17 protein-coding genes are annotated in these 11,956 nt (G+C 39.0%); 11 read left to right on the top strand and 6 right to left on the bottom strand.

Going from position 1 to position 11,956, the window contains the following annotated elements; genetic code table 11:
• Position 1 precedes the first annotated feature (1 nt).
• The 8 genes from HLI_RS11420 to HLI_RS11385 all read left to right on the top strand — a co-directional run bounded on the left by HLI_RS11420 (position 2) and on the right by HLI_RS11385 (position 5,952).
• Positions 2-2,692 carry a pyocin knob domain-containing protein gene (locus HLI_RS11420; RefSeq protein WP_128525074.1) on the top strand — a complete coding sequence of 897 codons (2,691 nt, stop codon included), beginning with the start codon at positions 2-4 and terminating at the stop codon, positions 2,690-2,692.
• A gap of 13 nt (positions 2,693-2,705) precedes the next feature.
• Positions 2,706-3,074 (top strand): hypothetical protein, encoded by a 369-nt coding sequence (locus HLI_RS11415; RefSeq protein ID WP_128525073.1) that lies wholly within the window; start codon positions 2,706-2,708, stop codon positions 3,072-3,074.
• Between the two features lie 15 nt (positions 3,075-3,089).
• Positions 3,090-3,227 carry an XkdX family protein gene (locus HLI_RS11410; RefSeq protein WP_128525072.1) on the top strand — a complete coding sequence of 46 codons (138 nt, stop codon included), beginning with the start codon at positions 3,090-3,092 and terminating at the stop codon, positions 3,225-3,227.
• Between the two features lie 101 nt (positions 3,228-3,328).
• Positions 3,329-3,799, top strand: coding sequence for a hypothetical protein (locus HLI_RS11405; RefSeq protein WP_128525071.1), 471 nt, complete (start codon positions 3,329-3,331; stop codon positions 3,797-3,799).
• A gap of 96 nt (positions 3,800-3,895) precedes the next feature.
• Entirely contained in the window at positions 3,896-4,126 is a 231-nt protein-coding gene (locus HLI_RS11400) for a YjcQ family protein (protein ID WP_128525070.1), read from the top strand.
• Positions 4,127-4,258: 132 nt separating this feature from the next.
• Complete coding sequence (locus tag HLI_RS11395) at positions 4,259-4,603, top strand: hypothetical protein (protein ID WP_128525069.1); 345 nt, start codon at positions 4,259-4,261, stop codon at positions 4,601-4,603.
• Between the two features lie 2 nt (positions 4,604-4,605).
• The gene (locus HLI_RS11390) at positions 4,606-4,851 is read left to right on the top strand and encodes a phage holin (RefSeq protein ID WP_128525068.1); all 246 of its coding nucleotides are present in this window, start codon (positions 4,606-4,608) and stop codon (positions 4,849-4,851) included.
• Positions 4,852-5,952, top strand: a complete 1,101-nt coding sequence (locus HLI_RS11385; protein ID WP_128525067.1) for an N-acetylmuramoyl-L-alanine amidase — start codon at positions 4,852-4,854, stop codon at positions 5,950-5,952.
• Between the two features lie 147 nt (positions 5,953-6,099).
• On the opposite strand, the gene HLI_RS11380 is transcribed toward HLI_RS11385, so the two are convergent.
• The 5 genes from HLI_RS11380 to HLI_RS11360 all read right to left on the bottom strand — a co-directional run bounded on the left by HLI_RS11380 (position 6,100) and on the right by HLI_RS11360 (position 9,804).
• On the bottom strand, positions 6,100-6,984 hold the full coding sequence (locus tag HLI_RS11380; RefSeq protein ID WP_241655833.1) for an HD-GYP domain-containing protein: 885 nt from the start codon (positions 6,982-6,984) through the stop codon (positions 6,100-6,102).
• Positions 6,985-7,229: 245 nt separating this feature from the next.
• Complete coding sequence (locus HLI_RS11375; RefSeq protein ID WP_128525066.1) at positions 7,230-8,720, bottom strand: potassium/proton antiporter; 1,491 nt, start codon at positions 8,718-8,720, stop codon at positions 7,230-7,232.
• 75 nt (positions 8,721-8,795) lie between these two features.
• Positions 8,796-8,975 (bottom strand): hypothetical protein, encoded by a 180-nt coding sequence (locus HLI_RS11370; RefSeq protein ID WP_431357366.1) that lies wholly within the window; start codon positions 8,973-8,975, stop codon positions 8,796-8,798.
• Between the two features lie 50 nt (positions 8,976-9,025).
• Positions 9,026-9,334 carry a hypothetical protein gene (locus HLI_RS11365; RefSeq protein WP_128525064.1) on the bottom strand — a complete coding sequence of 103 codons (309 nt, stop codon included), beginning with the start codon at positions 9,332-9,334 and terminating at the stop codon, positions 9,026-9,028.
• 257 nt (positions 9,335-9,591) lie between these two features.
• The gene (locus HLI_RS11360) at positions 9,592-9,804 is read right to left on the bottom strand and encodes a hypothetical protein (RefSeq protein WP_128525063.1); all 213 of its coding nucleotides are present in this window, start codon (positions 9,802-9,804) and stop codon (positions 9,592-9,594) included.
• 95 nt (positions 9,805-9,899) lie between these two features.
• On the opposite strand from HLI_RS11360, the gene HLI_RS11355 reads away from it, so the two are divergent.
• The 3 genes from HLI_RS11355 to HLI_RS11345 all read left to right on the top strand — a co-directional run bounded on the left by HLI_RS11355 (position 9,900) and on the right by HLI_RS11345 (position 10,801).
• Positions 9,900-10,112: a hypothetical protein gene (locus HLI_RS11355; protein WP_128525062.1), complete on the top strand. Its 213-nt coding sequence runs from the start codon at positions 9,900-9,902 to the stop codon at positions 10,110-10,112.
• Positions 10,113-10,115: 3 nt separating this feature from the next.
• Complete coding sequence (locus HLI_RS11350) at positions 10,116-10,457, top strand: YolD-like family protein (RefSeq protein WP_128525061.1); 342 nt, start codon at positions 10,116-10,118, stop codon at positions 10,455-10,457.
• A 113-nt stretch (positions 10,458-10,570) separates the two neighbouring features.
• Positions 10,571-10,801 (top strand): hypothetical protein, encoded by a 231-nt coding sequence (locus tag HLI_RS11345; protein ID WP_128525060.1) that lies wholly within the window; start codon positions 10,571-10,573, stop codon positions 10,799-10,801.
• Here HLI_RS11345 and HLI_RS11340 read toward each other — a convergent pair.
• The gene (locus tag HLI_RS11340; RefSeq protein ID WP_128525059.1) at positions 10,777-11,823 is read right to left on the bottom strand and encodes a hypothetical protein; all 1,047 of its coding nucleotides are present in this window, start codon (positions 11,821-11,823) and stop codon (positions 10,777-10,779) included. The two genes, HLI_RS11345 and HLI_RS11340, sit on opposite strands and share 25 nt — an antisense overlap.
• Positions 11,824-11,956 lie beyond the last annotated feature (133 nt).

Raw genomic sequence — 11,956 nt, 5'->3', positions numbered from 1 at the left:
ATTGCCTATTACTACAACGCTTCCTGATTGGGGAGCAGCTGGTGTTCAACCACCTGAGAGTTTACGGACCAATGGTTGGCAGGAAGCACAAAAGCCAGCAGCAGAATATTTCAACTGGTTCTTTTCAACGTCTTACTTTGCTTTGAAAGACTTATCTGAACAGGCAGCTTCTCAACAGGATTTGGATAATCATAAAAGTGATCAAACGAACCCCCATCAGGTTACCAAATCACAAGTAGGTTTAAGTAATGTAGATAATGTTCAGCAAGCATCAAAAGCAGATTTTGATTCTCATAATCAGGACCAACAGAATCCACATGAAGTAACCGCGGCGCAGGTCGGGGCTTCTCCTACGGGTCACGGGCACAGTACCGCGACGACGTCAGTGTCGGGCTTTATGTCAGGGAACGATAAAACGAAGCTGAACGCAATCCCGCCAGCTGCGAACGTCGAAACAAAGGATGGCGCCCAGGATAAGGCGGACGCTGTGCAAGACTGGGCGAAAAGCTTCGGGTTAGGTACAAGTGCCGTTACCCTTTCTGACGACTTAAACACTGTTACTAAAACAGGTTTTTACTACGCGGGAAATGATGCTACAAACAAGCCTTTAAGTGCTAACGGTCATCTTATCCACCAACAAGTAAATAACAGTTACAGGGTACAGTATTATTTTATCGCTTCCACTTCAAATAAGGGATTATTCTATCGTGATTGTTATTCGGGGACCTGGAACGACTGGCAGAAAATCGAAACAACGGATGGTGCCCAGGGGAAAGCAGACAAAGCCGAACAAGCGGCGATTGACGCTTCTATGAATAAAGAAACAAAAGATGTCCCCGACAAAGACTATAATCAAGCAATAACACCTGGATGGTATAAGGGGGCAGGGGATAACGCCCTAAATCCCCCACCGGGTTTTTTAGAGTATGGTGTATTGTTAGTCCAAGAGAGGTCAGGAAATATTTTTCAGTTGGCAATCAGGAGAGAGGAAATGGCTTCCCGATACTTCACAGATGCAGAATGGTCTGAATGGCATATGTTCGAAACAACGACAGGCGCCCAGGCGAAAGCCGATGAAAGAGTTAAGAAAACAGGGGATAAAATGGTGGGAAGGTTAGATGTTCCAGAGATTGCATTAGGAGAACTTGACCGTATATTCAATGATAGTAATGTACTCCCAGGTTCTCTTGGATTTATGAGATACATGCAAGATGGGACAACTTCTGATTATGCCACTTACCTATCCTTTAATGCTAAGTATGATAAAGGTACTCATGATTGGACGTTTGAACGGGATGGCGTCAAAGCTTATGTAGTAAAAATAGGACACCATAATGGGTTTGAGTTAATGTCTAGTACAAACAGTCCAGTTACAGCAGGGGAAAGCATCGTATGGATCAAAGATAGAGTCGAGACAACCGCAGGCGCCCAGGCGAAAGCTGACGCAACCCAGGTCTTTAAACTTACACAAGACGACGGGGCAGCAAAAGGTTATTACGATGGGGACCTAAACAACCTTACAGAAAACGGGTGGCATGCTTATACAAATGCTGCTTCAAATAAGCCCGACGGGGAACACGGCATTATAAACGTCGTGGTACGGGCAACGTCTTCTTATATTATGCAGATGATAACTAGTTCAAATAACGTATGCTATCACAGAAGAAGCGCTGACGGGGGCGCTTCCTGGTCTACCTGGTCAAGCGTGCAAGAAAAAGTTGATAAGCACGAACAGAAAGAGGACTTTCATGTTCAGTACCTGGGGTACAAAGTAATAAACGAAAGTACACCCCCTGGGGACTTCCCGCACGGAATATCTCATGCACTATCCAATGACGCGGATAACGGCTTTACAGGGATGGGCAGCACTTTCGTAGGCATTGTGACTTACAGAATGTACCCGTCTTCACCAGCTGCCCATCAGTACGCATATCAGTATGATGCTTCCGAAGGCGCTGTGTTTAAGAGACTAGGCGATCGTGACGCGAACACCTGGGGTCCCTGGGTGAAAGTCGAATCGCAAAACGTCGACGTCGATGATTTAAAGCAATCTGTCAGTAACGGGAAGCAACAGGTCCGCGACGCCGTTATTGGCAAAGGGGGATCAGTCGCGGACGCCGATAGTAACGGGGTACCAACGTTCCAGGAACTGGCGGACGGCGTAAACGGAATCACGACAGGCGCAATCAAGAGCATACAGCGCGGGATGGTAGGTATGCCATCAGTAACCAGCCTGCAAGGTGCAAGTGTATCAGCAGTTGATACGAGCAAATCCATCATAAGGATTACAGGCATCGCTATTGACGGATATTGGGGTCCTGACACTCATCTAATAAGAGCTCGTTTTATTACGGACAGCAACACGGGTCTTCAATTTATACGTGACGGGTCGGGAGAGGGCGCACGGATTTCATACGAAGTTATTGAATTTGAAAACGAAGTAAACGTACAATCGGGTAGTTTTACTATGTCGTCGGACGTCAGCCCGTTTGATATTAGTATAGGCAGTATAGACCCTGCAAAAGCGATGCTGTTCTTTTCACATGACTCGGTTTCAGGCGCAGCTACTACCCACTACAACTTGATACGGGGTATTATTACTGACAGCACGACAGTAACTTTCGAGACATATACACCAGGCGCGACTTCCATAGGACTAACGGTAAATTGGTTCGTCGTAGAATTACCTTAAAGGAGGGCGAATAATGATAAATTATGCTGAGTTAAACACTGAGAATATTTGCACAGGTGTCAAAAGTGTTATGCGGGAAATAAACGCGTCTAATTTAGTGGAAATTCCCCGTATGGACGAGGATTACCTGTGGAAAAAGTACGACCCTGAAACAGAAACCTGGTCCGAGGAAAAGTTTTTACCCGATCGCCCGGCAATCCAGTTAAAGGAATTCGACCAGCTGAAAGCCGACAAAGAAAAATTGGAGACAGACGTTTTAGGAGTTCTTCAAATGAATGCCATGCACCTGAAGACAATGGCAGAACAAGGCCAGCAACTAAAGGATTCGAAAGCCCTAAACTCTGATTTGCTTTTAAAGCTGGCGCGAAATGGAATTAATTAATATAGGAGGGACCTTATGTATTTCAATGCAATTAAGACTTATTACCAGATGGGGTTATACGACAATTCGGATGTAGGTGACTTTGTAGAATATGAATGGCTTACAGAGGATCAATATCAGGATATTACTGGAGAAGAATACGCAATCTCATAGCACCCTTTGAGGTGTATTTTTTATGCAGGAAAACATTCCCTTTTGTCGAATTAAATTGAATGGGTGAACCATTAATCTAGATGAAATGAGGGGGAGTATTTATGAAAGATGAATTAGTGAGTTATAGACGTGGGGGATGGTGTTTTTACGGGATAAACACTGTCCATAGTCCTGCATTCAAAGAGACAGATAATGTAGGTAAATTTATGACCTATGGAAAAGGTGACATTTCAAATGAAATGCAAGAATTAATTCTTAAGGCAATCAAACAAGGTATTACTCCATTAATTAAACATACTGACCTGAATACAATTGGACTCAACCCAAACTCGAAAGATGGCTCATGGGTTATTATCTGGTATTCTACCGATGAAGAAAAGGACCTTAGAAGTTTAGCACAATTTTTAATTAAGCATGGGCTAGTACCTAAAACTAAAGCAGGTCGATACTACAATATTCCATTTAAATACGACAAACAAACTCGCAATGGTGAATATGGAGAACAATTCAAATCGTCCATTTCTCTGGGGGATTTAATAGATTTGAACACTGGTGAATTCCTTTATGCTTGAATAACTAATGGATGGGGTCAGTTAAGTATTGGAATGTATAGGAATGAAGGAAAATAATCCCTTTTGTCGAATTAGATGGCAGAAGGGAGTGATTTAATGGAAGGAAGTAAAAGAAGAGAGGTAAGAAATTCCGTTTTAAAAACTATAGATTCTGGGAAGTCGCCTTCTCACGAAGAGTTCAGTTTGAGTAAACAGGAATTTGTCAAAATTTTATCAGAAACCCAAGAAGATGGTTATATTACAGGCCTCCAATCTACTAAAGATGGATTGGTAGGCAGCCCAAGACTTACACCAATGGGCGAACGTTATATCGATGAAAAACCTTAAAAGAAAAACGAAAAGGGAGATCTTCCATTTAGGAAGGTCTCTTTTTCTTATCCAATAAAAGAAGTAAAATGCCGGCCCACCGATATGGTGAGTCTTTTTTAATAGAATTATTTGTATGTTAGGGGGGTCAACATGTCAGAACAGAAGGAAGTGGAGGACATGGAGAAATTCATGACTATACTCATGGATGTAAAAGTGTCGCTTGCTCAACAAAATCAAAAGTTGGACAACGTGCTGGATATGAAAAAGAAAGTAGAAGAAACACAGGTAGTAGCTAATGAAGCTGATAGAGTCTCCAAGCAGAATAAGAAAGACATTAAAGAATGGGACAAAAAAATGGAGAAAAAGGCTGACAGAGACGATGTAGAACGAATCATCAAACAGAAAGATAACTGGCAACGAAACCTTCCCGCTTGGATTGCGGTGGCAATTTCAGTGATTGTTTTCTTATCTCAATACATCAGTATAGGAGGCTAATTATGAAAGAGCAAATCAAAGAAGTAGCAACACTTGTTGGAGGTTTTTTGACAGCAATCATGGGTTTTTTGGCTACTCTAAATATACGGTATGAATGGCTTACGGAAGCGAGTATTAGTGCGTTTGTGACTGCGCTTGTGGCTGGAGGTATGTTGGCAGTCGGTATTTATGCAGCTTGGAAAAACACCTATGTAAGTAAAAAAGCCAAGAAGCAGAAAAAGGAACTTCAAAAAAAGGGGCTGAAGTAAATGGCTAAGTTATTGAAGCCGGAAGGTAAATGGAATGGAAAGACAGTGGCTCTGGATGATGGTCATGGAATGGGGACACCAGGAAAACGAACGCCTTACATTACGGAGCTCGGCCGATACATTCGAGAAAATGAATTTAACCGGAAAGTTGTAGCTTTCTTAACTGAAATGCTTTTAGCGCATGGCTTTAGAGTTTTGCTTATCGCGCCGACCGACGCGGATACATCATTAAGAAATCGGACCAACGCAGCTAATCGTCATAACGTCGATATTTACGTTTCTATTCACTTTAATGCTATGAGCTTTGAATTTGATTACTCAACAGCGGACGGGATTAGCACCCATGTATATTTAGGTAACATGAAATACAAAAGCGGGGACCTTGCCCGCAGCCTTGCAAAGTATCTTAAACAGGGGACAAAACAAGACTGGCGTGGTTTTAAAGAGAATAACTTTCATGTCCTACGGGAGACAAACATTCCTGCCGTATTGACGGAAAACGGTTTTATGGACGACCCACGCGAGGCATTGTTGATGATTAAAGAATCGTATCAAATAGAAACTGCCACCGAACATGCACGGGGGATTTGCGATTACTTTAATGTTGCTTGGAAAGGTGCCAATGTTACGGAGAAAAACTGGCTTGAGCGTGGCGATACTGGTGCTAAAGTTTTGGAGACTCAACGCGACTTGAAAGAGCTGGGCCATTATAAGGGAGAGCTTGATGGATCTTATGGTCCAGCTACCGAGGACGCCGTGAAATCATTCCAGAAGGAGCAAGGGATTAAAGAGGACGGAATTTTTGGACCTAACACTCAAAAACACATAAACGCAGCTATGGACAAATATACTGCTGCGCAGGAGGGTGAAAAGCAAATGGAGAAAAATTTGAAGGAAACAGGATTTAAGGATGTAGAAAAAGGTTCAATGCTCCAGAAAGAGATAACAAAGGCTAAGAAAGCAAGAATTACTGTAGGTGTCGGAAATGATTTGTTCAAACCAGACCAAAAAGTTACACGTGCTGAGGCAGTAGCTTTTGCTGTGCGAGCTTATGATAAAGCATTTAAAGATGCTAAAGTATATCTTGATAAAAACAAATAATAAATCACCATAAAATTACAATGAATGATACAATGGTTTCACCATCTAAATAGAGAAAAAAACGTAAGAGACATGCACGGAATAGGTGTAGGTGGTAAGGGCTCCAGAATAATCTGGAGCCTTTTTTTCTGACTGGAAAGCCTTCACTTATAATTCTTGTAACATATATTCAGGAATTTTTATTCCCTCTTCGATCATTCCAATAAAAACGTTTACTAAATTTCCGTCAAATTGAGTCCAAGAACATCTCTGTAACTCTTTTACAGCATCTTCGTAACTGAGGGTTTCTTTCTGATAGTTGCGTCTATCAATAGTCATTGTGTCAAATGCATCACATATAGCAATTATACGTTCCTGTATAGTTGCTTCATCCCCTAATAGTCGTCTGGGGTAACCATTCCCATCCCACCTTTCATGATGATCCCTAATAAACCTTGCTGCCCTTGTCAAACCGAGGTGCTTTCGAACAATCACATTCCCGACATGGGAATGACTTTGTATAATAGTGAACTCCAATTCACTAAGTTCCTCTGTTTTCAATAGAATGTTTTTAGCTATTCCCATTTTACCGATATCATGTAACATAGAAGCTATACGTAAGTCCTCATCATAACAGTCCATTCTTTTGGCTAACATACTTGAAAGGAACATAACACGAAGGGAGTGGTACTTAAAAATATGTATAACCTCATTATCTTGAGCAATCTCGTAAAAAAGGGTCTCGGGATCTCTTCCTAAACCTTGGGTTGACTGTTCGAACATATAAGTTGTATCCGTTGTTGTTTGCGCTTTTGTGCGAATAGCGAAAATTGAATATATCTTATTAAATATTTCCTCGTACGGAACTCTTTCTTCTCTTTGTTCTGCTATATATTGAATAATCTTTAGATCTTCCCCATCATAAACGTGTTCGTCATTTTCCATATAAGGATTGTGGTTAAGTCTATTTTTTAATTCCTCAAACCACTGTTCGACAATATTAGGACTTTTCTCCACATAGTTAGAAATATCTTGCAACGTGTACTCCTCCACATGAAACCCTCCTATTATTCTAAAATAAACAAACTATGCATTAAGCACTTCACCAATAACGACATGTTTTTAAGAAGCTTTAACACATTAAATTGATGTAGTATTTTAAATATCGGAAAGTTTCAACATAGATTTAGTTGCGTATTATCAGGGTTCTCGGAATTTCTCCTACTTAAGTTTTTCAGATACAAAAAGCAACTGATAGTCTACCGATTATCAGCTGCTTTTATTTTTCGTATTTACATTTAAATGGTAGAAGACATTTTAACTTTTTTTTCTAGCTCTTTTGTTAACAGTTCTTTGTATTTTGTTTCTACAAGAATGTATAAAAAGTCCCCGGCTTGGATTTTTGTTTCTCCATAGGGAGTGATGATCTGGTTATCCCTAATAATAGCATTTACATTTGAATGATTAGGGAGAGAAAGGTCACGCAGTTTTTTTCCTACTACTGCTGATTCTTCATTAGTTTGAAATTGTATCATTTCCGCGGCTACTTTTCCCATGGATATCAATTCAATAGAGTGATGAGGTACATCTTTCTTGGGCCCTACCAATTTAAGTTTTTTCGCAACCCAAGAAATAGTTGACCCTTGGACTAATGCTGAAGTTAAGACAATGAAAAATACAATGTTAAAGATCGTTTGGCTATTTTCCAGGCCTTCGACTATAGGGAACGTTGCTAAAACAATTGGAACTGCACCTCGTAAACCCGCCCAGGAAATAAATAGCTTTTCCTTAAATGAGTAATTCATTTTTATTAAGGAAAGGAAAACAGCAATTGGTCTAGCTACTAGGATTAATAACACAGATAATATCAATCCATCTAGGATGACCTTAGAGGAGAAAAGTTGCTCCGGAAACACTAAGAGCCCCAAAATTATAAACATAATAATTTGAGCCATCCATGCAAACCCTTCGTTGAATTGGAATATGGAATAACGGTAAGTTAATTCTCGATTGCCAATAACTAATGCTGCAATGTATACTGCTAAGAAGCCACTTCCTCCAATGAAAGCTGTTACACCATAAGTAACAAGGGCAAAAGCCACTGATAAAATAGGATAAAGTGCACTTGAGCCTAGTTTAATTCGGTTAATTGAGAAGGAAGCTAGCCGACCAATAAGTATTCCCATGATTAACCCAAGTCCCATTTGCAGAAAGAATGTAGGAATTAGCATCCAAATCGATTGATCCTGTATAGTAATCAACTCTATAAAGGATAAGGTTAAAAACACAGCCATGGGATCATTGGTGCCAGATTCAGCCTCAAGAGTAGCTCCCATTTTAGCTTTAATATTTCTTTCTTTTAGTGTAGCAAATACGGCGGCTGCATCCGTGGAACCTACGATAGCCCCTAATAACATTCCTTCTAAAAGAGTTAAATCAAATATTAGATAAGCAGAAAATCCGATTAACGAGGAGGTTAACAATACTCCTAGAGTAGCTAGTGATACAGAGGGAAGAGCTACGGAGCGAACCGTTGCCCACTTTGTATGAAGTCCACCTTCAAATAAGATAATCACTAAAGCAAAAACCCCTATTACCTGCGCTAAACTTGCATTATCGAAGTATACAATGCCTAACCCGTCACTTCCTACAAACATCCCTACAATGATAAACAAAATAAGTGAAGGAACGCCCCACCTATTAGAAAATTTTGCAGCGAATATCCCACTAAAAAGTAAAAAGGCAGTGAGTAATAAAAAAGCATCTGTGCCGAAAGCATCAAAAAACATCCTAAAATGATTCTCCTTCTATTTTTATTAATTTTTAAAAGGAAGACAGTGCCCATTATAAGGGCACCATCCAATTTATAATCCGATAATTTGTTTTAGCTCTTCTATATTAAACATGTTCCACGAAAAGTCGATCCAGTAAGAACTCCACTCCACACCAGCAAATACACCGGAAAAATAAATCCCACCAAAAAAACAAATATATATAGCGAGGTTTATTATTACGTATTCCAGTACTTCTTTTGTATTTTTCAATTTCATTCCCCTTTATTCTTTAATAAAGTTTGTGCGAACTTTTGGGGGAGTTATGTATAGTTGGATTGATATTGCACTGGTATTAGAAAGCCAAGGACTTCACCATTTCCATCATATATATTTTTTGCTTGACTGACTCCCTTTTCTTCTTTTAAGGAAATAGGGGTGTCTAAATAAAATGAAGGATCTGGTGGGTCAGTAGTAACAGGAAAGAGAGAGGGTGATTTGTTCTTTATTGCTTGCTGTCCAGATAATTGGCTAGTCGCTGTTATCGTAGTGTCTGTTGAATAGACAACAGAGATGCTTTCTAGTTTTTCATTTGGACTATACACCAGCGTAAAGAGCAATAAAAATTGCATCAAAATTACTTTAATTGACCAGATTGCTACCCCCTCCTTCCATCACAATTATAGCAATAAAGAAGGATTGAAATATATGGTTTACTAAACATTTAAACAAAAGGGGAGTGCATATGTTGTCTGAACATTTTTTTATTATAGGGATTATTTTCGATAATTTGGAAATAAAATATATAATGTCTGTGATTGCAAGCATAGCTTGTGGTTGTACACACAGAATTGGATTCACCCCGCCCCCTCCGTAGGTGGGGCTTTTTTTATGTATCAACCATTAGCTCAAAACCCTCTACATCTTCACTAAATTCCACAGGTATTCCCATAAAGTTCATGGATAAAATCACAGGGTCCCCATTCACATCAAGCACAGGGTGTAACATCATTTGTTCTTCCAACCATAGTTCATTCATTTTTATTTTTTGAGCATGATCATTTTGGAAAATCTCCAGCTCCAAATCCTTAAAGGTCTGCATGTTAACTCCTCCATTTTCCAGTTTACTTCTTTTTTTCGTGTGATATTATATACATTAATAGAACAAACGTTCGTACAAAAGGGGGGTGACGATAAATGATGGGAATATTGAATCGTGCTGCTGATACTAAGAAGATTTTTGAGATGATCTATGTAGATGGGAAAGGAAACATGACTCAACGGAAAATCCGCGTTGTAGAAGTCCGTGAAAATCATATCCTCGCTTATTGTTATAACCGGAATCAGGTACGTTCGTTCAGTAAAAACGGAATTCTTTCATTCATCCTTACCAAGAGAGGAAGGGTGTAGTCAATGGATAATCGCAACCGTGATCGAGGTACGCTCAAGTGGACATCGCTAATGTTGCCGGAGCATGTGGAGATGATCAAGCAAGTCTGGAAAGAGGATGTGCGGATTGAGAAACCGATTCTAGATGAGCAGCAATGGGAAGAGATTGGATATTCTCTTCAGCGTGCTTTGAAAAATGGACTATCAGTCGAAATTCAATATCACAACGGGTTTGATATATCCAAAATAAAGGTCAAAGTTCTTAAGTTGGATTCGCAAATGAAAGGTGTAAAGTGTATCGGAGTGAAAGACAAGCTACATACCTTGATAAAATTTGAGGTGATAATAAACGTAAAAATACTTTAATTATGGTTTACAACTTAATTTTGATTCACGAATAAATAAATGGTTGCATACTTTACAATAATTGTTGTATAATATGCAACCATTATATATACTCTAAATAAGGAGGTGCCAGAATGGTGAAATACAAGCTTTTGCATTATTTATCTTTAAGCGGAATGTTTATGACGATATATGGGGTCTTGTATTTTGTTCAAAACTATTCTATTGGCTTACTCCCTATATTTGACCAAGTTTTATTTGGTGTTTTTCCATTGAATTTTATAGTCTTCAGTGTAACTTCATTACTCATTATTAATAAATTCGTTGTAATTTCTTCTCCTTATGAAGAAGAGTTTTCATCTTGATCTTCCTGCTCACCATTGGCAGGGAGATTTTTTAGTTCTTCTGGTAACTCGGCATTAACACGTTCCATTGATTTATTTTGCTCTAGTTTTAGCTTTTCAAGTTCGTGATCTTGTTTCTGCTTTTTATATTCTAAGAAGAGTCCGAAAAGTCCTTTTGATTCTGCGCCAGCTTTTGTCTCTTCTTTAGTGAAGCTGGCGTTAACTTTACCACCTACAACAAAAGTCAAAATGATACCAATACCCAGAATAGCGCCTGGCACAGTAGATATAAATTCTACTATTCCGGGAGATTGTACGTTGGATTTCACCTTTACATCTCTTCTCTTATTGAAGTCTTCAGAAATAAAACCTAACTTTTCCACTTCAGGCAGCAAATTTATTATGTTGGTTCCGAATTCAAAAAAGTCTAAACCACTTAAGTTGTCTTTCTTCTTTATATCTATCACTAAGTGAGCTGTACCATTTTTTAGATAAAAAGAGTGTAATGTTCTATCTATAAACGCTGCATACTCATTAGCTTTATTAATAGTGTGATGTGAATGCATCATTTTATATAAGTAAGGGTCAAGGTTCGATCTTTTTACAGTTTTAATCCATTCTACATCCATTCTTTTTTGGAAAGGGCAAGAACCTTCATCTATATCCGTTTCGTTAACATCAGCAATATACGGTGGTGAAGTTATTCTTCCAAAGGATATGTGAGTGGAGTTCATGGTTGGTATCATTACTAAGTCACCGACACTTAATTCATTAAAAAAACGTTTGATTTGGTTGTAAATGAGGCCGGGTTGTTTGGATTCTTTGTATTGTTTGGCAATCAGAGATTTCATATAGTCTTCATTAACGGGCTGTTCGAAATCTTTCATATTATTAAATTCATTCCAGCCTATAGCAATGAAGTTATCAAAGTAGAACTCTTCATGGAATTCTCCAGCTTGGGTTCTCACCAACCAGTAGTCTCTTTCATCGATTTCAACTATCGGGATATCATATTCTTTAATTAATTCATTTACATCTTTCATTTAGTTTCCTCCCAAGTTTTGGTAGATTAGTAACAGGATTATTTTCTCAGATTATTACAATTAATTCAAATCCATAAGTTTATATTGATATGTAGCCCGCACCCTCGCTTGAACAGCAATAAGTATAACTTTA

Source organism: Halobacillus litoralis (genome assembly GCF_004101865.1).
Taxonomy (GTDB): domain Bacteria; phylum Bacillota; class Bacilli; order Bacillales; family Halobacillaceae; genus Halobacillus; species Halobacillus litoralis_A.
Note: the sequence above shows the minus strand (reverse complement) of the source record. Positions and strands in the feature narration are given on the sequence as shown.

Excerpts from the sequence above, each read along its gene's own strand:
- HLI_RS11415 (WP_128525073.1), top strand. The coding sequence starts at position 2,706 with ATGATAAATTATGCTGAGTTAAACACTGAGAATATTTGCACAGGTGTC.
- HLI_RS11410 (WP_128525072.1), top strand. The coding sequence starts at position 3,090 with ATGTATTTCAATGCAATTAAGACTTATTACCAGATGGGGTTATACGAC.
- HLI_RS11405 (WP_128525071.1), top strand. The coding sequence starts at position 3,329 with ATGAAAGATGAATTAGTGAGTTATAGACGTGGGGGATGGTGTTTTTAC.
- HLI_RS11400 (WP_128525070.1), top strand. The coding sequence starts at position 3,896 with ATGGAAGGAAGTAAAAGAAGAGAGGTAAGAAATTCCGTTTTAAAAACT.
- HLI_RS11395 (WP_128525069.1), top strand. The coding sequence starts at position 4,259 with ATGTCAGAACAGAAGGAAGTGGAGGACATGGAGAAATTCATGACTATA.
- HLI_RS11390 (WP_128525068.1), top strand. The coding sequence starts at position 4,606 with ATGAAAGAGCAAATCAAAGAAGTAGCAACACTTGTTGGAGGTTTTTTG.
- HLI_RS11385 (WP_128525067.1), top strand. The coding sequence starts at position 4,852 with ATGGCTAAGTTATTGAAGCCGGAAGGTAAATGGAATGGAAAGACAGTG.
- HLI_RS11375 (WP_128525066.1), bottom strand. The coding sequence starts at position 8,720 with ATGTTTTTTGATGCTTTCGGCACAGATGCTTTTTTATTACTCACTGCC.
- HLI_RS11365 (WP_128525064.1), bottom strand. The coding sequence starts at position 9,334 with ATGCAATTTTTATTGCTCTTTACGCTGGTGTATAGTCCAAATGAAAAA.
- HLI_RS11360 (WP_128525063.1), bottom strand. The coding sequence starts at position 9,804 with ATGCAGACCTTTAAGGATTTGGAGCTGGAGATTTTCCAAAATGATCAT.
- HLI_RS11355 (WP_128525062.1), top strand. The coding sequence starts at position 9,900 with ATGATGGGAATATTGAATCGTGCTGCTGATACTAAGAAGATTTTTGAG.
- HLI_RS11350 (WP_128525061.1), top strand. The coding sequence starts at position 10,116 with ATGGATAATCGCAACCGTGATCGAGGTACGCTCAAGTGGACATCGCTA.
- HLI_RS11345 (WP_128525060.1), top strand. The coding sequence starts at position 10,571 with ATGGTGAAATACAAGCTTTTGCATTATTTATCTTTAAGCGGAATGTTT.
- HLI_RS11340 (WP_128525059.1), bottom strand. The coding sequence starts at position 11,823 with ATGAAAGATGTAAATGAATTAATTAAAGAATATGATATCCCGATAGTT.